We start from the raw sequence: 20653 nt of genomic DNA, 5'->3' as shown, positions 1-20653 counted from the left end.
AGAGAGAAGCAAGTCTTCGTTTTCTCAACGACGAATGCCATGCTTATCGGCCGGTACGGGGAAATTTAATCGTTTTTAGGTATTGCGCGGTATGCCATAAACGCGTATTTTTGTGCCGAAATAAAACCTACAACTAAAATAAGAACGATATGAAAAAACTAACTTGGTTGGAGAAAGGCCTCTTTCTCCTGATTGCAGTACTCACATTTACCGCATGCGGCGACGACAAAGACGACCCCGTTACAACCGGTTCTCCTGAGGGAACCTATCAAGGTTGGGCTAAAGCCACATTCAAATACATGCCTTCGGGTATGGCATTGGATAATCAAAAAATACAGATAACAGCCAATGCCGATGGTACCGTAAAGATTGTTTATGCCTCTATGGGCGTTTTCGGCACAATGACCATCCCCTCGGCCACCTTTGTACTGAAAGACAACCAATACATTTTAGCAGGCATGGGCAAGGCTTCCATTGCTCCGCATGGTGGCGGTGCTGCTACTGAATACGATTGCAACGTGAAAGGAAGCATCAGTAAAGACAAGAAAACCTACAGCCTTATCTTTACCGTTCCTGCTGCAATGGGCGGATTGGAGATAACGGTAAACAACGGCTCGGCACCTTTACCGATGCTCGTGGCCGATGTCTATAAAGGCTATCTCACAGCTTCCTCCGCAATGTTTGCCGGCATGACCGAGAAAGACGTTACCGTATCGATAACGGCCAATGCAGACAACAAGACCGCAAAGGTGGTATTAGACGGAAAGACCTTTGGTATAAGCACGATTGATAACGTGAAAATCACCCAGAAAGATGCTAACTACGAACTCGAAGGAACAGGCAAATCGCTCATGGGAATGGGCTCTGCTCCTAAGAAAGAGTATGACTGCACGCTGAAAGGAACCATCAGTACGACCAAGAAAGCTGCGGAACTTACCTTTACGGCACCGGCAGTGATGGGCGGATTGAACATGGTCTTCAAGCTCGGAACCCCGCAGTCTCCCTCTCCGCAGTCTGTTCGCGAGGATGTGTTACAGGCTTTTGAGCAGTTCTTTGCTAACTAACCGCTGAGTTTTCACCAACGAATCACAAAACATCAATACCGACTATGAGACGAAACCTCTTACAGTCGCTATGTTTATCCATCATGACAGGGACGATTGTATTATCGTTCCTGTCGTGTGATAACATCTATGACGACCCCTCCGAGGGCGACCCCTCGCAGCACAAAAAGGACAATACGTACACCAACATCAATGCCACAGAGTACACCAACTGGGTATATCTCAACCTGAAAAACGGGTCGCAGAAAACCCTTCTCTATGACAACACGGCTGATATACCTGCCGAATGGCACTTCGCATTGCACCGCTACGACTGCAAAACCAATGGCGGTGCGGCATTGGAAACTTCCTACGCAGATTTGGAGGCTTTCCGACGCGACGCCGGAAACGGCACCTATGCACGTCCGTCGGATGCTTCGTTCAAGCCCGATGTTGCAGACCGCATCATCGTAGATATGTCCGGCATGATGCAAGGCAAAGTGATTTATGCGAATACGCCAAAGAACAAAGAGTTAGGGAAATGGCTCGATGTAAATATGAGCACAATGCCTCCTGCTTACAAGCCCTCCGAGAAAGTGTATCTCCTGCTGATGAAAGACAAGACGATAGCAGCGATTCGCTTCACAGGGTTTGCCAATCCCAACAAATACAACATCAAAGGATACATTTCCTTTGATTATATCTATCCCGTAAAATTCAAGGATTGATACCATGAATAAAAGACTTTTACCGCTGTTTGCAGTTCTGCTCTTCTTTTCAATGCGGACTTTCGCCGACCCGATACACGGCATCGTGGTAACAGATGGCAACAAGCCCGTGCCTTTTGCCTATGTGATGACCGAGGGAAAGAAATATGCCACGCAGGCAGACAAAGAGGGGCGATTCACGCTCAACGTGCCTTCGGGCGAATATACGCTTACGGCTATGCTTATCGGTTATGAACGGTGTACCGTCAAAGTGTCATCGTCGGCCACAACGGAAGTAAAAATGTATATGAAAGAAGACCTCATCAACTTAGGTGCGGTCACAGTGACCGGCACCATGACGAAGAAGACGCTGGCCAATACTCCTGTGGTAACACGGGTAATAACGGCTGCCGATATACGGAAGCTCGATGCCACGAATATCCGAGATGTACTGGAAGCAGAGCTTCCGGGCATAGAGTATTCGTATGCCATGAACCGTCAGGAAGTGTTGAAAATGCAGGGATTGAGCGGTCTCTCGTTGCTTTTCCTCGTCGATGGGGAGCGTCTTGCCGGTGAGACACTCGACAATGTGGACTACAGAAGATTGAATGTAGACAACATCGAGCGTATCGAAATCGTGAAAGGAGCAGCCTCCGCATTATATGGTTCCAATGCCGTGGGGGCAGTCATCAATATCATTACAAAGTCGGCAGCTGACCCGCTGACCGTTCACCTCAATACTCATTTCGAGAGCAAATACGGTACACAACGCCACGGAGCAGAGGTAGGGTCGCGCACAGGGCGGTTCTCCAACCTGCTGAACATACAGACCGACCGGATGAAATCTTATACCGCTTTTGATAAAGGGCGTGCAGACAGCACACAAGTGTATGGCAACCGACAGTGGAACTTTAAGGACAAATTGGTCTACAAGTGGTCGGACAAGACATCGTTGACGGGTAAGGCCGGCTATTATTTCCATGAGCGCAACGTGTCGGCGTATAGTAAAGACCGCTCGAGAGACTTCCTCGGAGGGCTACGCTTTGCAGGTACATTGAGCGAGAAAGACGTGCTCGATGTGTCTTATAACTTTGATAGATACGATAAAAGTGACTTCTATCCTGTTACGAAAAAAGACATACTCAACTATAAAAATGTGCAAAACTCCCTGCGCGCACTCTATACCCATGCCTTCGACAAAGACCTCTCGCTGACGATGGGCGGAGATATGATGGCCAATTATCTGCAAACCTATCAGTTCGTGAATGGGGGATCACACAGACAATTCTCGACCGATATCTTTGCACAAGCTGACTGGAATATCGCTCATCATTGGAATATCGTGGCCGGTTTGCGCAGCGATTACTTCTCGGGTTATGGGTGGCAACTGACACCGAAAATAGCGGGAATGTATTCGTTGAACAACTTAAAAGTGCGCGGGTCTTATTCCAGAGGTTTCAGAGCGCCTACTCTGAAAGAGATGTACATGAATTTCAATATGGCAAATGTATTCTATATATATGGTAATAAAGACCTGAAAGCAGAAACGAGCAACAGCTTTTCGACCTCCGCGGAATACGTTCATCGCAATTATTGCTTCACACTGACAGGGTATTACAATATCTTGGACAACGAAATATCTACCATCTGGAACCCTGCCTTGGATGCAGGAAAGGGCGCAATGGCCTACTACAATGTGGAAGGAACCAGCCTTGCCAGCGTAGATGCCACAGTGGTGGCACGCTATTCGTGCGGTTTCGGAGCAAAACTCTCTTACGCCTATTTCCACGAGTTCACACGTCATAACATGCCGATAACGTCTGATTCGCGTCCGCATACATTCACAGCACAGGTGGATTACAGAAAGACTTTCAAACACTATGAGATGAGTGTTACACTCAACGGCCGTTATCTGTCGGAAGGAACATACAGTACGTTGGACACCGCGACCAAGACTTATAGGAAAACCACTTCGGCCGCATACAGTCTTTGGAGGCTTATCGTGCAGCAACGGCTCTATCAGGCCGTTCAGATTACTTTGGGTATAGACAATCTTTTCAACTATCGGCCGAAAGTATACCAATACAATTCGCCATTCACCACAGGCACCTCGTTCACCGTGGGCGTAGCCGTGGAATTGGAACAACTCTTCAAACACTTATAAAAAGATGGCATTCCGACAATAAAACGACAATGATATGTGGAAGATAAAACAGAAACTTGGATTTAAAAAACATAGAAAAATATGGTTAGGCGCACTCTTAGCCTTGTTTGTGGGCTTACTTGTGGGCTTCTATCATATATGGTTGAGCCGCACGAAAATCGCACTTGTAAACTTTCAACCCGTTATGATGCAGGCCTTATCGCAGGCCGACGATAACCCGTTCATCAAACTCTATGATGTGAAGACCGACGAGTTGGGGTCGTTGGACGATTACGATGTAGTGCTCATCAACGGCATGGGGTTCAATATAACGGCCGAACAACGGCAGCAGATACAAGAGACAGCCAATGAAGGAGTACCCGTCTATACGATGATGGCCACCAATCCGGACAACGATATTTCCAATTTCACCGTAGAAGAGACAGCGCTCATACAGAAATACATGATGGGTGGCAGGCGGAAGAACAACCGAAGTCTGCTCAGTTTCTTACGTAGAAACGTGGACGGGAAGATTATTTTCACCGGAACACCGGAGAAACCGGAACAGAAACCCTCGGATTATCTCTTCTTCCCTACAGACAATGACGAGGAAGAAGAGCTGGAGTTTACCTCTGTAAGCAGCTATGAGAAATACATGAAGACGCACGGCCTTTTCAGGAAAGGTGCTAAAAAAGTGGTTGTTTCGGGTGCGGTAACCGACCCCACAGACCTCGTTCGTGCGTTGGTGAAAGAGGGATACAACGTTTATCCCGTGTCTTCGTTTATGAATATGGCAGACTTCATTCGGCAGATACGTCCCGATATGGTCATCAACAGCGCACATGGAAGGTTGGGAGACGATGTTGTGCAATACCTCAAAGCCAACAATATATTGCTTTTTGACCCAATGGATGTAAACGCATTGACCGATGATTGGGAGAAAGACCCTCGCGGAATGATGGGCGGTTTCTTGTCGCAAAGCGTGGTCATGCCCGAGATTGACGGTGCGATACGTACCACTGCACTGTTTGGTCTCACACGTGACAAGAACGGATTGCTGCATCCGTATGCCATTCCCGAACGTTTGGAAACATTCATCAAGACTGTGAATAACTATTCGCGCCTTACCTCCAAGAAGAACAAAGACAAGCGGCTGGCCATCGTTTACTTCAAAGGACCGGGACAAAGCAATCTTGTAGCCAGCGGAATGAATGTAGCCCAATCGCTCTATAACACACTTTTAAACCTTAAAAAAGAAGGTTATAACCTATCGGGACTACCGGCTTCACTCACTGAATTCAAGCAACAAATAGCTCGGGAAGGTTCTTTATTTAACTCGTTTGCTGAAGGCGATGTCGCCCGATACATGAAAACAGGGCATCCACAGCTGGTGACCAAACAGGAATACGACAGCTGGACGCACGCCTCCCTGCGCAAACAAAAGATAGAAGACGTAGATAAGGAGTTTGGAAAGTTCCCCGGAGACCACAACAAACTAAAGACAGCAGATGGTCGTCTGGCCTTTCCACGCATCAGATACGGAAATATCGTCCTCATACCGCAGCCCTTGGCCGGTGAAGGGAAGGACGTTTTCAAGATTGTTCATGGAACAGACAAGGTGCCGCCGCATAGCTATATTGCCCCGTATCTTTGGATACAATACGGATTTAAAGCAGATGCATTGCTGCATTTCGGTACCCATGGCAGTCTGGAATTTACCCCGCAGAAGCAAGTGGCCTTGTCTAACAATGACTGGCCGGACAGGCTTGTGGGCGCAATTCCACACTTCTATTATTATACGATTGATAATGTGGGTGAGGCAATGATAGCCAAACGACGCTCATATGCTGGTCTGTTGTCGTATCTTACACCGGCTTTTCACGAGAGTGAGCTACGCAACACCTACAAGAACTTAGAGGATAAACTCTCTGCTTACTTCAATAACAAGGGCAATAAGCATGCCCTCGCTGTGGAAGCCAAGCAGCTTGCCATACAGTTAGGCATACATAAAGACTTGGGATTGGATGGCGATTTGAAGAGAGTTTACAACGATACAGACCTACAACGATTGGCTGATTATGCCGAAGAATTGTCCTCTGAGAAGATAACGGACACGCCTTATGTCATGGGAGTTCCCTATTCGCAGGAAGATATACGGTCTACTATTTTCTCTATGACAGTCGATCCCATTGCATATAGTCTTTATTCACTCGACAAACAGCAGGGAAAAGCACCCGCCGACCTGTATTTACACAAGGCAAAATTCAACGCCTTATATCTGAAAAAGGCCGAATCGCTGGTGAATCGCTTCTATACCAATCCCTCATCGCTCACCGATGGACAGCTATTGCTCATCACCGGTCTCACCACTGCTCAACTGCAAAAAGCTCATGATATAGAAGAAAAGAAGAATATGCCTAAGGGCATGATGGCCATGATGATGGCGGCATCGAGGAAAGATAAGAAGCACGAGGGTAAAGCCCATGGCGGTATGATGGGAAAGATGGAGAATAAGGATATGGAAGTGCCTGCTCCGTCTAACAGCCCCATAGCCAAATTCATGAGATACCAGATGCGCAAGATGCTGGCAAAGAAAGACCCTACCCGTATGTTGGCAGTGGCCAAGAAGATGGGAGCCAGCCCTGAAGCCTTGAAGAAGATGGAAGAAGGCCTTAAAAAGCAAATGGGCAACACATCAGCGGGCAGGCAGCATGCAACCGAAACCGACGCATTAAACCCCAAGGATATCGAGTTTGCCCATGCAGTAACGGAAGTGGAGACTTCATTGAGAAACATCGGTCAGTATAAAGACCTGCTCGTAAAGAGTCCGAGTTTGGAGTTGGCTTCTCTTGTCAATGCTTTGAATGGCGGATATACTGCTCCTTCCCCCGGTGGAGACCTCATCCTCAATCCTAATACCTTGCCGACCGGTAGAAATCTCTTTGCCATCAATGCCGAAGAGACTCCTACCCCGGATGCGTGGGAGAAAGGTATCGCCTTGGCCAAGAATACCATCGATGAATATCGGAGAAAGCATCGGGGTGAATATCCTCGTAAAGTAAGTTACACACTGTGGTCGGGCGAGTTCATACAGACAGGTGGTGCTACCATTGCACAGGTGCTTTACATGCTCGGAGTAGAACCGGTGAGAGACCGATATGGCCGTGTGAGCGACATCAAACTCATTCCTTCGTCGGCTCTCGGCAGACCTCGTATCGATGTGGTGGTACAGACTTCGGGGCAGTTGCGCGACTTAGCTGCCTCCCGTCTCTTTCTGATTACGCGCGCTGTGCAGATGGCAGCTGCGGCAGACGACGACAAGTTTACCAATGAAGTGAAAGTTGGCGTGGAAGCATCGGAACGCTATCTTATCGACAAAGGTGTTTCTCCGAAAGAAGCCCGTGAGCTGTCGCACTATCGTGTCTTTGGGGGCGCAGGCGGAGGCTATGGCACCGGCATTCAAGGTATGGTGGAACAAGGCAACCGTTGGACAAATGAGCGGCAGATAGCCGAGACCTATATCAACAATATGGGAGCCTTTTATGGCGACGAAGAGCACTGGATGAACGATGTGCATGAGGCCTTTGGGGCTGCACTCACCCGCACAGATGTCGTTGTTCAGCCACGTCAGAACAACACATGGGGCGCGTTGAGTCTCGATCATGTATATGAGTTCATGGGTGGAGTCAGTCTTGCTGTGCGTCATGTGACGGGCAAAGACCCCGAGGCTTACTTCAGTGATTACCGCAATCGCAACAATTACAGAATGCAGGACAGCAAAGAGGCCATCGGCGTTGAGGCCCGAACGAAGATTCTTAACCCATCTTACGTGAAACGTGCACTATCCGGTGGTGAAAACGCCACCGATGAAATAGCCGAAATGGTGAGAAATACCTATGGATGGAACGTGATGAAGCCTCGGAACATCGACAAGGAGTTGTGGGACGAAATCTACAATGTATATGTCAAAGACAAGTACGACCTCGGTATCAAGGAGCAGTTTGCAAAGGTGAATCCCACTGCTATGGAAGAGATGACCGCCACCATGATGGAGACTGCCCGCAAGGGTTATTGGAAAGCTTCGCCACAGCAGTTGGCCGATATCGCCACCCTCCACACCGAACTCGTTACGCGTTTCGGCCCTTCCGGCTCATCGTTCGAGGGAAACAACCGTCCCCTGCAAGACTTCATTGCGGGCAAAGCACCTGCGGCAAGCGCAAAGACTTACCTGCAGCGTAACAGGCAGATGACTGTTGCTACGCAAGGAAAGACCAACGGTAAGAGTATGGTGATGAAGAAAGAGACAGACGAAGCTGCTGAAGATGCCGCCGAAACGAGTACTTCACTCAACGGTGTCGTCATCGTTTCCATGGTTTTTGCTGCTTTTATCGTCATGCTGTTGATTCTCCGTCGTAAACGTAAAAACGAGCGATAGGCCACTTAACCTCGTGTCATGGAACAGATTATCTATGTACTTCTGCTGTTCATCTTTCTCAACTGCGTCATGAAACTCAGTCTGTGGCAGTGGTGGCAGCGCATCGTTTACAGCCTTGTCTTAGGCGGTTTTGCCTATTGGAGCATGGATTACGCCATGCTCCAATCTAAGACTCGCATAGCCGACTACCTGCAAAATACCGCTGTTTTACAAAACATGGCCATTATTGTAACCATCGAATCGGTGTTTTGTTTGGCTTTTACACTCACGTATCTGCAAAACGATGACCACACGATACGCAACAAATGGTGGGCGAAGGTGCTCTTTTGGTACCCGGGGCTGCTCATGTTTCCCCTCGTATTCTACCTCCTTACCCAGACGCTTTTTGCCGCGGTGGGTGTTGATTTCAGCCTCACAGCATGGCTTTTTGCCGGCGCGGTGGTGCTTTTGCTACCACTCATCGCCGAGAGTTTTCGCTTTCTTCTGCCCGAACGCGACCATCGGGTGGAGGTTCATCTGTTGCTTTCGCTCTTTATCTGCATCCTCGGACTGATAGCGACAGAGAATGGAAAGATAGTCTACGCCGTGAAAGAGCATCCTGTCGATTGGCTCGCCCTCGCATTTACATTGGGCGGTTTCGCGCTCCTTTTCGGCTTAGGGTGGCTTCTCAGCCGTTACAGATGGCTTTTTCGTAAATCATAAAATCATACATTTAACCAATGGAATATATATCACGTGCCCTTTTCGGGATAGCCAACAGTCTGCTGATTCCCGACATCATCTTGTTGATTCTCTTCTTTCTGCGCGCCCTTGTGCTGCTTGGCGGCACTTACAATGGCTTCATGCTGCGCCGCAGAAACAATCAGTGCTTCAACCATCTCATAAAAGACCTTACCCCCGACGGTATCGAAAACCTCAAGGAAAGCCTGCCGCAGAAGACCGACTCCCTTTATGTCCGTTATCTGAAAGACATGCTCGACAACGGCAAAGACCATGAGGACTATACCGACTATCTCATCACCCAATATGAAACTGAGACCGTCAAGGAGGTGAATCTATCACGCCTGCTGGCCAAGTTAGGCCCTGTTCTCGGGCTTATCGGTACGCTTATCTCCATGAGCCCTGCACTGGTAGGCCTCTCCACCGGCGACATTTCCGGCATGGCCTACAACATGCAAGTGGTCTTTGCCGCAACGGTCGTGGGTCTGGTCATCAGTGCCGTAGGCCTATTTACCCTACAGTTGAAACAACGATGGTTCGCTCAAGACGTAAACAACCTCGACTACGTGGCGCGCATACTGAATCAAAAGGAGGAACACCCATGAGCCGCAGGAGAAGAGGTAGTCGTCTTTTAGTAGATGATGATGCCGACCCGCTGAGCGTGGTTGTCAATCTGTTCGACGTGGCCATGGTGTTTGCCGTCTCTCTGATGGTGGCCATGGTGATGCACATGAATATGACCGAGGTTTTTGGAAATGAGGACTTTACTGTGGTCAAAAACCCAGGGAAGGACAATATGGAGATAATTACAAAGCAAGGAAAGCAGATAAACACGTATAAAGCCTCGGGAGAAACCACCGATAACAATGGTGCGAAAGGCAAACGGTTAGGCACTGCTTACCAGCTGGAAAACGGACAAATCATTTATGTGCCCGAGTAAGCACACTGTCTTCCTTCCTTTCCTATCATAACGCATGGCTATTTGAACGTTTACCAAAGACACGGAGAATCTCCGAAAATGTTGCACGATAGGGTGCATGGATGCCCTATTGCCGCCCTGCGATGTATAAGGCAAGTGCTGAAACACTCGTTTTGCAGGTCACATCAACACCTTATTATCATGGTATGGGGGCAATGTAAGTGCTGGCAGCGTATGATTGCGCAGTGCCTCAAATGCGAAATATAATGGTACGAGGTGTAATGTAAGCTCTGAAACGAACGTTCGTTGTGCGGAACGGAAAGCAAAGAGCGTAAAATGTCAGCCCAGCGCGCAGCGCTGGGTATAGGGCAATTCCCTAAATGGAGCGCTGTAGGTGCGACAGAATCTCCCAACCGATACGATTTGCACCGAGAAAGGTTGCCGACCCATCTACATACAAACGCCATCTGTACGTAGGACAAACGGCATCTGTACGGGGTACGAATGCAGACTTATTGTCAGTCCCTGTGCTACAGATGGTTCTGCATGGCTGCAATCTTGCTGCGTATATAGCTACGAAAACCGTCGTCTCCTATGATTTCTATGTCTTCGTAAAGGCCGAGCACGAAGCGTCCTATGCCGAGATAGCTGCATACAGGTGCTTCAAAGAGCCAGTGCTCATCGCCGTCGGGTGTGATATAGCGGTGGGCATCGGGACGTTCTTCCGTGAGCAGGTTGTATGACAGTCGCCCTAAGCGCAGCTTGACGGGCAGTGTTTCTTCACTGCTAAACATAAAAAGGTCGGTATAGAGTTGCCGATGTTTGTCTCCGTAAAGCCACGCTGCATTCACTGCCTCCACGTCTTCCATACGACTGATTTTGAAAGTCTTGTTCATACGGGTAGCGAGTTCATAGCAACGGATGTCGTTATTATTGTTCATAAAAAGGAAAGGTTCTACCAATCGGTTGCTCACCGTGTTGCTGTGAGGTGACGAATACCCGTGAATGATGACCATTTGTTGTTGCTTGATGGCTTGGTAAAGCACGTTTACATGGTGCGACATACGGGCATGGTATGCGGTATCGGAGAGGATGCGAAGATCGTAGAAGCGGTTGAATTTCTGCTTCAGATTGTGTATGTAAAGGTTATCGGCATCGGCTGTTTCGAGAAGTCGTTGCATGACGATGGCTTCGTCTTCGGTGAACTGAATCAGACTGAAGAGGCGGGTAAAGAAGGGAGAATTGCGGGAGATGCTGTAGTACTGTCCGTTTTTATTGACATGGAAGCCGCTTTCGCGGAAGAAATTGAGGTAGTAATACAGGTTTCGTCGTGAGATGTTTTGCCGTTGGCACAATTCGGCTACGGTATATTGGCGGTTGTTGGTAAGGAGAAGAAGCAGGTCGAGTTCCCGTTTCAGTTTGTCATGTCTCATAGTAGTAGTACCGGAATTCGGTCAGAGTGAGGTGTCGTTGTCGGCTGTAAGTCGGAATGACTGTCGGTGTAGGGGTGATGCACCGTAGTCTTTGATGGCCTGCCGATGGCGTTTTGTGGGATATCCTTTATTAGAGTGCCATTCATACACGGGATATTCCTCGGCAAGTGCGTCCATATAATCGTCGCGGTAGGTCTTAGCCAGAATGGCGGCCGCAGCGATGGAGAGGTATTTGGCATCGCCCTTCACGATGGTTTGACAAGGCAGGTTGCGGTAGGGTTGAAAGCGATTGCCGTCGATGATAACGGCTTCGGGACGCAAGTGTAAGCCGTCGAGAGCGCGGTGCATGGCCAGAATGCTAGCGTTGAGAATGTTGATGCGGTCTATCTCTTCGGCCGTTGCAATGCCGATAGCCCATGCTATGGCATCGGTCTGTATCACCTCCCGCAGGGCATAGCGTTGGCGAGGTGTGAGCTTCTTTGAGTCATTGATGGCATCGTTCCGGTAGTCTGGCGGGAGGATAACGGCGGCAGCATAGACGCTGCCAGCCAGAGAACCTCGTCCGGCTTCGTCGCATCCGGCTTCTATCAAGCCGCTGTAGTAGTGACTTTTCAGCATAAGGCGGGAGTATCTATCATCAGAACATGCGGCACACGCGCTCTATGCCATCGGCTAATGCGTCTATTTCTTCACGTGTGTTGTAGAGAGCGAAAGACGCCCGCACCGTACCTTGTATGCCTAAGCGAATCATCAACGGCTCGGCGCAATGGTGACCGGTGCGCACGGCGATGCCGAGGTGGTCTAAGAGTGTGCCCATGTCGAGCGGGTGGATGTCTTTTATAAGGAAACTCACCACGGCATCTTTGTGGTCAGAGGTGCCAAAGAAGCGGATGCCGTCAATGGCAGCGAGGCGTTGCATAGCATAGTGTGTGAGTTCGCGTTCGTAGGCTTCGATGCGGTGCATACCCAGTGCCGAGAGGTAGTCAAGTGCCTTGGCCAAGGCTGTGGTGGCCACATAATCGGGTGTGCCTGCTTCAAATTTGAAGGGAAGTCGCTCGAAAACAGTTTTCTCGAAGCTCACGCTTTCAATCATCTCTCCCCCTCCCTGATAGGGCGGCAGGCGGTCAAGCCAATCTTCTTTGCCATAGAGCACGCCAATGCCTGTTGGGCCGTAGGTCTTATGACCACTGAAGGCGAAGAAATCGCAGTCGAGGTCTTGCACGTCTACAGCGAAATGGGGCGTACTCTGCGCACCATCTACCATGACAGGTACGCCGTGTTCGTGGGCGATGCGCACAATTTCTTTGATGGGATTAACCGTACCGAGAACGTTGCTGACGTGGGTAATGCTCACAATGCGTGTGCGGGGGGTGAAGAGCCGTTCATACTCATCGAGGCGCAGTTCACCCCTTTCGTTTATCGGAATCACGTGAAGGGCGATGCCTTTCTTAGCCGCTTGCAGTTGCCATGGTACGATGTTGGAATGGTGTTCCATGGTTGAGATGATGACTTCGTCGCCCTCGGTCATAAAAGCATCGGCAAAGGAGGAGACCACGAGGTTGAGACTCTCGGTAGTGCCTCTCGTGAAGACAATCTCTTCGGTCTTGGCGGCGTGGATGAAGCGTCGCACCGTCTCGCGCGATGACTCGTGGAGGTCGGTGGCTTGTTGTGAGAGGTAGTGCACGCCGCGATGCACATTGGCATTCACGTTGTAGTATTCTTCGGCTATTGCTTCTACCACAGCCTTGGGCTTCTGTGTGGTGGCTCCGTTGTCGAGATAGACCAGCGGTTTGCCATAGACCTGCCTTGCGAGGATGGGGAAGTCGCGGCGGATGTCATTGATAGGATATGTCATGGGAATGGAAAACAGGAATGGAAAAGGATTATTTCATGTTGCATCCGGCGCACCGACCCAGTTCGCCGCGGAATCGTTTCTCTACTAAATGGTGGAGACGGTCGCGCAGAGGTTCGAGTAGCATCTGGTCGATGACTTCGTTGATAAAGGCTACTTGTAGCAGGAGTTTGGCCTCGTGCTCGCTGATACCGCGCTGGCGCATGTAGAACATGGCGGCATCGTTGAGTTGGCCTACGGTACTGCCGTGGGAGCACTTCACGTCGTCGGCATAAATCTCCAGCATGGGTTGCGTGTACATATGGGCATTTTTGGTCATGCAAAGGTTTTGGTTTACCTCGTTGGACGATGTTTTCTGTGCTCCTTCACGCACAAGGATAAGGCCGGCAAAAGCACCCGTGGCCTCGTCGTCGAGCACGTATTTGTACAGCTCATTGCTGGTGCAACGGGGCACTTGGTGGTCGATGACGGTATTGTTGTCCACATGCTGGTGTTTGTCGGCAATCACGCAGCCCGACAGGTGGCATTCCGCGCCCTCACCCTTAAAGACAAGGTGGGTGCTGTTGCGGGTGCTGCCGTTGTGCAGGGTAATCACGTTGTGATTCAGACGGCTGTTGGCCTCTTGGGCGAAGTAGACATTGCTGACGCGCACGTTCCGTTCGTGGGTCTCTTCGAGGCAGTAGAGGTCAAGTGAAGCGTTGGATCCGACATAGGCCTCTATGACTTGCGTGGTCAGGAATTGGCGGTCGTCGGCTGCATGGTCGCAGAAGAGGAACTTGGCCTCAGCCCCTTCTTCAAGGGCAATGACTACCCTGCGATTGGCCATCAAATCCACATCGGAACGAAGGAGGTTCAGCACCTGTATGCAACGGTTGAGGCGCACGTTCTTCGGTACATAGACAAAGAGACCATCCTGTGCGAGCATGGTGTTGAGGGCGGTCATACTATCATCGCAGGTAGCAGCCAATTTACCGTAGTATTTCTCTACGAGTTCAGGATGTTCTTCCGCGACTTTTTTCAAGGAATCTACGATAACGCCGGCGGGGAGGGTGGCGGCAGGAAGGTGTTTGTCGTAGAACCGGTCGTTGATGACAAAGTAGAGTGTTGTGCTCAGGTTGGGTACGTCGCAGGGGAAAGTCTCGTAAGGATTTATGGGGATGTCGATTCGGTTGAGGTTCAGACCGTAGTCGGGTGCAAAAAGTGCCTGCATGTCGGTGTATTTATAATGCTCAACCTTCTTGGTGGGGATGCCGATGCGTTTGAAATCTTCAAAGGCCTGTTCGCGCATAGCATTCATCACGTTTGCGCTATGTCGGCAGATGAGTTCGCGGTTCTCTTCGTAGAGCCTGATGTATTGTTCCTCGCTGGGGGAGGACGGTTTGTGTGTTGCCATATACATTACTCCTCTCCTGCTTCTTCTTTAATCCAGTCATAGCCGCGTGCTTCTATCTCTTTGGCCAGCTCGGGGCCGGCAGTTTTCACGATGCGGCCTTTGTAGAGCACGTGGATGATGTCGGGTTTGATAATGTCCAGCAAACGGTCGTAGTGGGTGATGACGATAGTGCTGGTTTCCGGAGTACGGAGCTTATTGACTCCCTCTGCCACGATGCGGAGGGCATCGACGTCGAGACCGGAGTCTGTCTCGTCGAGAATAGCAAGCGTCGGTTCGAGCATGGCCATTTGGAAAATCTCGTTTCGTTTTTTCTCACCCCCACTGAAACCTTCATTCACGGAGCGATTAGAGAGTTTCGCATCCAGCTCCACAATCTGACGTTTCTCTTTCATGAGTTTGATGAAGTCGGCAGTGTTCATGGGTTCCTGTCCATGGTACTTGCGTTTCTCGTTGATAGCGGCACGCATAAAGTTGGTCATGGAAACGCCGGGAATCTCGACAGGATATTGAAAGGAGAGAAACAATCCCTCGTTGGCACGGTCTTCAGGTTTCATCTCCAGCAGGTTTTTGCCGTTGAAAGTAACCTCTCCTTGGGTCACTTCAAACAGAGGGTTGCCCACCAGCACGGCGGAAAAGGTGCTTTTACCCGACCCGTTAGGCCCCATGATGGCATGAACTTCTCCCTTGCCGATGGTGAGGTCGATGCCTCTTAATATCTCTTTGCCGGCAATCTCGGCGTGTAAGTTTTTTACTTGTAGCATATCTTTTATATTTGATGATTGAATGTTAATAGAAGAGGCAGTCGAAGAGTCCTTCGATCAGGTTGTCGCCATCGGCTCTCGTCCAGCGGAACGGGAAGGACAGTTTGAGACCTACGGTAAAAGTATGTCGGTGGTAGTGGGTGGTGGTGTGATAGACCGTGGGGTTTGAATTGTATTTGGAGTCGATTTCCGTTTTGGATCCGATGCCCATTCTGAAGCCGTATTCCATTTGAATAGCGATGCAGGTGAACATATAGATATCGACACCGACAACCGGTGCGACACTGAAAGTAGGCATTCTGATGATGCCTTTCCGCGTGTAATCCATATGGTGGTCGGACGAGGAAGCCGCCATATCGATGCGTTTTGTTTTCTCACCGATATTGTAGTAGGTGTCGAGACCGGCATAGGGTTGTATCACCCACTTTGCGGGTGCAGGGTAATAGCGGCCACCTAACATGAGTTGATTCACATCGGCGTAGGCATCTCCACCCAATAATCCCATCTCTTCGTGCTCGTAGCCTCCCTTGGCAGAGAAAGGAGAAAATGGGATGTAGTACTCGGCATGTAGCTTGGTGAGGAGGCCGGAATGGCTGTCGGGTATGCCTATACTCGACAAACTGCTGATGCCGACTCCGTCGGTATGAGACGGTATGGGCCTCACTCCACCCGCATGAGCATCGAGTGCCCATCGGCGCGGTGTATCGTTCTGCGCGGAGACCAACGTGCAGGTCATGAGCATCAGCCCTATCAGTATCCGATATTTCATACAGTTATATATTTGATTGAGCTCCTACCGGTCATGAGACCTTAAGAATGGTAATATCTATTGATTCTCGATTTTACGGGCCGTAACCTATTTATTTTGGCTTCCGGCATGATTTCTTCTTCTTTATTTATCCCACCGTTCCCTCCAGCGAAACAGATAAGAGCTTCTGGGCTTCTACGGCAAACTCCATCGGCAACTTGTTTAAAACTTCTTTCGCATAGCCATTGACGATGAGTCCGACTGCCTGTTCCGTAGGTATACCCCGCTGGTTGCAATAGAAGAGTTGGTCTTCGCCTATCTTACTGGTAGTGGCTTCGTGTTCAATGACTGCCGTATCGTTGTGGATATCCATGTATGGAAACGTGTGTGCACCGCATTCGCTCCCTAAAAGCAGACTGTCGCACGAGCTGTAGTTACGGGCATTGTCGGCATTGACTGTGGCGCGCACCAATCCTCGATAGGAGTTCTGGCTGTGGCCGGCACTGATACCTTTAGATATAATGGTGCTCTTGGTATTCTTGCCGATATGTATCATCTTTGTACCCGTGTCTGCCTCTTGATAGTTATTCGTCACGGCAACGGAATAGAACTCTGCCTGAGAGTTGTCGCCCCGAAGGATACATGAAGGGTATTTCCATGTGATGGCACTACCTGTCTCCACCTGTGTCCACGAGAGTTTGGAGTTGACTCCACGCAGCTCGCCGCGTTTGGTCACAAGATTGAAGACACCACCTTTGCCGTTCTCATCGCCCGGGTACCAGTTCTGCACTGTAGAATATTTCACCTCGGCATTGTCATTGACAATGATTTCAACTATCGCGGCATGCAACTGATTCTCGTCGCGCATGGGGGCGGTACAGCCTTCCAAATAGCTTACATAAGCATCGTCTTCGGCCACAATGAGTGTTCGCTCAAACTGCCCCGTGTTTCTTGCATTGATACGAAAATAGGAACTAAGCTCCATCGGACACCGAACTCCCTTGGGAATATAAACGAACGAACCGTCGCTGAATACCGCACTGTTGAGGGCAGCAAAGAAATTGTCGCGGTAAGGAACCACCGTCCCTATATATTTTCTTACCAACTCGGGATGGTCTTTTACGGCTTCGCCAATGGAACAAAAGATAACACCCTTCTCTGCAAGTTTCTCTTTGAAGGTGGTCTTTACTGAAACGGAGTCCATGATGGCATCGACAGCCGTACCACTTAGCGCCAATCGCTCTTCGAGCGGTATGCCTAACTTTTCGAAAGTCTTCTCCATCTCGGGGTCTATTTCCTTGTTCTTGGGCTTCTTGGCCAAGGGGTCGGCATAGTAGGAGATGGCTTGATAGTCTATTTCGGGTAGGTGTACGTGCGCCCAAGAGGGCTGTTTGAGGGTCTTCCAATAGTGGAACGCTTTTAGACGGAAATCAAGTAGCCATTCCGGCTCTCCCTTTTTCGACGAGATGAGCCTCACCACATCTTCATTGAGTCCTGTATCTATAATATCGGTATGTACGTTGGTTGTGAAGCCGAATTCGTATTTCTGCTCGGCCACTTTCTTTACATACGCATTTTTTTCATTACTTTCCATACATAATTACTGTTTAGCCAATTGTAGGGACACACTTATCGCATGCCCCTACAGTCGTATCTGCAAACCGTGTACCACGATATTCTCGGGCACATTTGTTACTATAATTTCTGCTGTACTTCAATTTCCATGAAGGTTTCGATGATGTCTCCCACCTGAATATCATTGAAATTGACAAGGCTGATTCCGCATTCGAGACCGGCACCCACCTCTTTCACATCATCCTTGTATCGCTTCAGTGCGTTGATGTCTGCCGTATGAATGACAATACCGTCGCGTATTAGACGGGCACGGTCGGAGCGGTGAACCTTTCCTTCGGTAACAAAGGCGCCGGCCACAGTACCCACTTTGGAGATTTTGTACACCTCGCGCACCTCTACTTCGCCCGTAACGACTTCTTTCTTCACCTTATCAAGCATGCCGACCATCGCTGATTTCACATCGTCGATAGCATCATAAATCACGGAATAGGTATTGATTTCAACGCCGGCTTGGTCTGCCTGCTTACGTGCAGCAGCAGAAGGACGCACTTGGAAACCTACGATGATGGCATCGGAAGCGTCGGCCAGTGTCACATCGTTTTCGGAAATTTGACCAACGGCCTTGTGAATGACGTTGACTTTTATCTTCTCTGTTGAGAGTTTGATGAACGAGTCGCTCAGTGCTTCGATAGAACCATCGGTGTCACCTTTTACGATGATATTAAGCTCTTTGAAGGAGCCGAGGGCAATGCGATGGGAAATGTCGCTCAATGTGAGTCGCTTCTGTGTACGCAGGCCTTGCTCACGTTGCAGTTGTAATCGTTTGTTGGCAATATCGCGTGCTTCCTGTTCTGTTTCAAAGACATGGAACGTATCGCCGGCAGTGGGCGCCCCGTTCAGTCCGAGAATAATGGCTGGTTCTGCCGGACCTGCACTCTCAATACGCTGGTTACGTTCGTTGAACATAGCTTTGATACGTCCCCAGCTGGTTCCTGCTATCATGTTGTCCCCAACTTTCAGCGTTCCGTTCGATACCAAAAGTGTGGAGACATAGCCACGACCCTTATCTAATGAGGATTCAATGATGGAACCGGTGGCCTTTCGATTAGGATTAGCCTTCAAATCAAGCATTTCTGCCTCAAGGAGAACTTTCTCTAACAGCTCGTTTACCCCAATTCCTTTCTTCGCGCTAATCTCTTGGCATTGATACTTACCGCCCCATTCTTCTACAAGAAGATTCATGTTTGCTAAGTCTTCTCGTATTTTGTCGGGATTCGCTCCGGGTTTGTCAATCTTATTGATGGCGAAGACCATGGGCACGTTGGCAGCTTGTGCGTGGGCGATAGCCTCTTTCGTGGTAGGCATCACGCTGTCGTCGGCCGCAATGATGATAATGGCAATGTCGGTCACTTGTGCACCGCGGGCACGCATGGCGGTAAAGGCTTCATGTCCCGGCGTATCGAGGAATGTGATTTCTCGTCCATCTTCCAACTTTACGTTGTAGGCTCCGATGTGTTGGGTAATACCTCCGGCCTCTCCGGCGATGACATTCGTATTGCGGATATGGTCGAGCAGTGAAGTCTTTCCGTGGTCTACGTGTCCCATCACTGTAACAATGGGAGCGCGAGGAATTAGGTCGTTCTCGTCGTCACTCTCCTCGGTGATGGCTTCGGATACCTCCGCACTTACGTACTCTGTCTTGAATCCGAATTCTTCAGCTACGATGTTAATGGTCTCTGCATCCAAACGTTGGTTGATAGATACCATGATGCCAATGCTCATGCAAGTACCAATGACTTGATTCACAGAGATATTCATCATCGTTGCGAGTTCACTGACGGTTACAAATTCGGTAAGTTTCAGCGTTTTGCTTTCTGCTTTTTCCTCCTTCAGTTCTTCGTTCAGGCGCTCTTGGACGGCATCCCTTTTCTCCTTTCGATACTTAGCGCCTTTCTTGTTTTGGCTCTTACTTGTCAGACGGGCAAGTGTTTCTTTCACTTTGCGTGCTACGTCTTCCTCATTTACCTCCAAGGGCTTTTGGTTACGGTTGTGCCCTTTATTCCCCTTGCCGGCAGCATTCTTGTTTTTGTTCTTACTGTTCTTATTGGCCTTGGCATTCTGGTTGTTCCCGTTCTGATTAGCAGCGGCAGTGATGTCTATGCGTTCTTTATTAATACGGGCACGTTTCTTCTTTTCGCCGCTTTGTACCTGCTGTCCTTTTTCGTCACGGTCTTTTCGCCGTTCTTCCTTGGTCTTTTTCTTAGGACGAGTACTTTGGTTGAGTGTGGAGAGGTCAATCTTTCCAACCACGTTCACCTTGTTAGACAATCCTTGTTCGCTTTTCAGCGTGAATAACTTCGTCTCGTTATCAACGTCTTCTGCATCCTGCGTTTTTACAACAGCGGTCTCCTGCGTCTTATTATCTATTTCCGATACGTTCTCTTCCCGCACCATAGGCTTTTCTGATGTCGGAGTCACATTATTTTCCGGTGCAGGCGTTACTTCTTTTATCGTCTCTTTAGGACTTACGATAGCACCCTTTTGGGGAATCTCTTTCTTGGAAGTTTCTTCTATTTCTGGTTTCTCTGCGGTTTTCTTCCCGGCTTTGTCCAGATTCATCTTCCCAAGCACGGTATATTCCTGACGGGCGGAAGCCTTTATCACTTCTGCAGATTTCCGAGGACTCTCCGCCGGTTTTTTCTTCTCTTTTGGTTTCTTCTGCGACAATGCTTCAGCTTTCTTCTTCGTTTCCTTGTCGCTTTGAAACTCCTCCACGAGAGCTTGGTACTGCTCGTCACTCAGTTTGAAGTTGGCATCTTCTTTGACCTCTCCTAACTGACTCTTCTTACTTAGGAACTCAACTGCCGTTTGAAGTCCTATGTTTAATTCTCTTATTGCCTTGTTTAATCTGATACTCATTCTTT

15 protein-coding genes are annotated in these 20653 nt (G+C 49.3%); 7 read left to right on the top strand and 8 right to left on the bottom strand.

Annotation, left to right across the window (positions count from 1 at the left end):
- Positions 1-149: 149 nt before the first annotated feature.
- From HMPREF0658_RS08115 to HMPREF0658_RS08085, 7 genes are read left to right on the top strand one after another with little or no spacing between them, the layout of a single operon-like run.
- Positions 150-1064, top strand: a complete 915-nt coding sequence (locus tag HMPREF0658_RS08115; RefSeq protein WP_006950063.1) for a calycin-like domain-containing protein — start codon at positions 150-152, stop codon at positions 1062-1064.
- Between the two features lie 44 nt (positions 1065-1108).
- A complete protein-coding gene (locus HMPREF0658_RS08110; RefSeq protein WP_024990857.1) occupies positions 1109-1771 on the top strand; it encodes an HmuY family protein in 663 nt (220 codons plus the stop codon).
- Positions 1772-1775: 4 nt separating this feature from the next.
- Positions 1776-3914, top strand: coding sequence for a TonB-dependent receptor (locus HMPREF0658_RS08105; protein WP_006950060.1), 2139 nt, complete (start codon positions 1776-1778; stop codon positions 3912-3914).
- A 34-nt stretch (positions 3915-3948) separates the two neighbouring features.
- Positions 3949-8328, top strand: coding sequence for a cobaltochelatase subunit CobN (locus HMPREF0658_RS08100; protein WP_006950057.1), 4380 nt, complete (start codon positions 3949-3951; stop codon positions 8326-8328).
- An 18-nt stretch (positions 8329-8346) separates the two neighbouring features.
- Positions 8347-9030 (top strand): hypothetical protein, encoded by a 684-nt coding sequence (locus HMPREF0658_RS08095; protein ID WP_006950056.1) that lies wholly within the window; start codon positions 8347-8349, stop codon positions 9028-9030.
- Positions 9031-9047: 17 nt separating this feature from the next.
- Positions 9048-9653 carry a MotA/TolQ/ExbB proton channel family protein gene (locus HMPREF0658_RS08090; protein WP_006950054.1) on the top strand — a complete coding sequence of 202 codons (606 nt, stop codon included), beginning with the start codon at positions 9048-9050 and terminating at the stop codon, positions 9651-9653.
- Positions 9650-9988, top strand: a complete 339-nt coding sequence (locus HMPREF0658_RS08085) for a DUF2149 domain-containing protein (RefSeq protein WP_006950051.1) — start codon at positions 9650-9652, stop codon at positions 9986-9988. The genes HMPREF0658_RS08090 and HMPREF0658_RS08085 overlap by 4 nt, the downstream gene beginning before the upstream one ends.
- A gap of 509 nt (positions 9989-10497) precedes the next feature.
- Here HMPREF0658_RS08085 and HMPREF0658_RS08080 read toward each other — a convergent pair.
- The 8 genes from HMPREF0658_RS08080 to infB all read right to left on the bottom strand — a co-directional run bounded on the left by HMPREF0658_RS08080 (position 10498) and on the right by infB (position 20648).
- Positions 10498-11400, bottom strand: a complete 903-nt coding sequence (locus tag HMPREF0658_RS08080) for a helix-turn-helix transcriptional regulator (RefSeq protein ID WP_006950050.1) — start codon at positions 11398-11400, stop codon at positions 10498-10500.
- A gap of 21 nt (positions 11401-11421) precedes the next feature.
- Positions 11422-12018, bottom strand: a complete 597-nt coding sequence (locus HMPREF0658_RS08075) for a ribonuclease HII (protein WP_006950048.1) — start codon at positions 12016-12018, stop codon at positions 11422-11424.
- Between the two features lie 19 nt (positions 12019-12037).
- A complete protein-coding gene (locus tag HMPREF0658_RS08070; RefSeq protein WP_006950038.1) occupies positions 12038-13255 on the bottom strand; it encodes an aminotransferase class V-fold PLP-dependent enzyme in 1218 nt (405 codons plus the stop codon).
- 28 nt (positions 13256-13283) lie between these two features.
- Positions 13284-14651 carry a Fe-S cluster assembly protein SufD gene (gene sufD, locus HMPREF0658_RS08065; RefSeq protein WP_006950036.1) on the bottom strand — a complete coding sequence of 456 codons (1368 nt, stop codon included), beginning with the start codon at positions 14649-14651 and terminating at the stop codon, positions 13284-13286.
- Entirely contained in the window at positions 14651-15406 is a 756-nt protein-coding gene (gene sufC / locus HMPREF0658_RS08060; protein WP_006950035.1) for a Fe-S cluster assembly ATPase SufC, read from the bottom strand. The genes sufD and sufC overlap by 1 nt, the downstream gene beginning before the upstream one ends.
- Positions 15407-15431: 25 nt before the next feature.
- Positions 15432-16175, bottom strand: coding sequence for a hypothetical protein (locus HMPREF0658_RS08055; protein WP_006950034.1), 744 nt, complete (start codon positions 16173-16175; stop codon positions 15432-15434).
- 127 nt (positions 16176-16302) lie between these two features.
- Positions 16303-17748, bottom strand: coding sequence for a Fe-S cluster assembly protein SufB (sufB, locus tag HMPREF0658_RS08050; RefSeq protein ID WP_006950033.1), 1446 nt, complete (start codon positions 17746-17748; stop codon positions 16303-16305).
- Positions 17749-17849: 101 nt separating this feature from the next.
- Positions 17850-20648 carry a translation initiation factor IF-2 gene (gene infB, locus HMPREF0658_RS08045; protein WP_006950032.1) on the bottom strand — a complete coding sequence of 933 codons (2799 nt, stop codon included), beginning with the start codon at positions 20646-20648 and terminating at the stop codon, positions 17850-17852.
- Positions 20649-20653: the final 5 nt, after the last annotated feature.

Source organism: Hoylesella marshii DSM 16973 = JCM 13450 (assembly GCF_000146675.1).
Lineage (GTDB): Bacteria > Bacteroidota > Bacteroidia > Bacteroidales > Bacteroidaceae > Prevotella > Prevotella marshii.
Note: the sequence above shows the minus strand (reverse complement) of the source record. Positions and strands in the feature narration are given on the sequence as shown.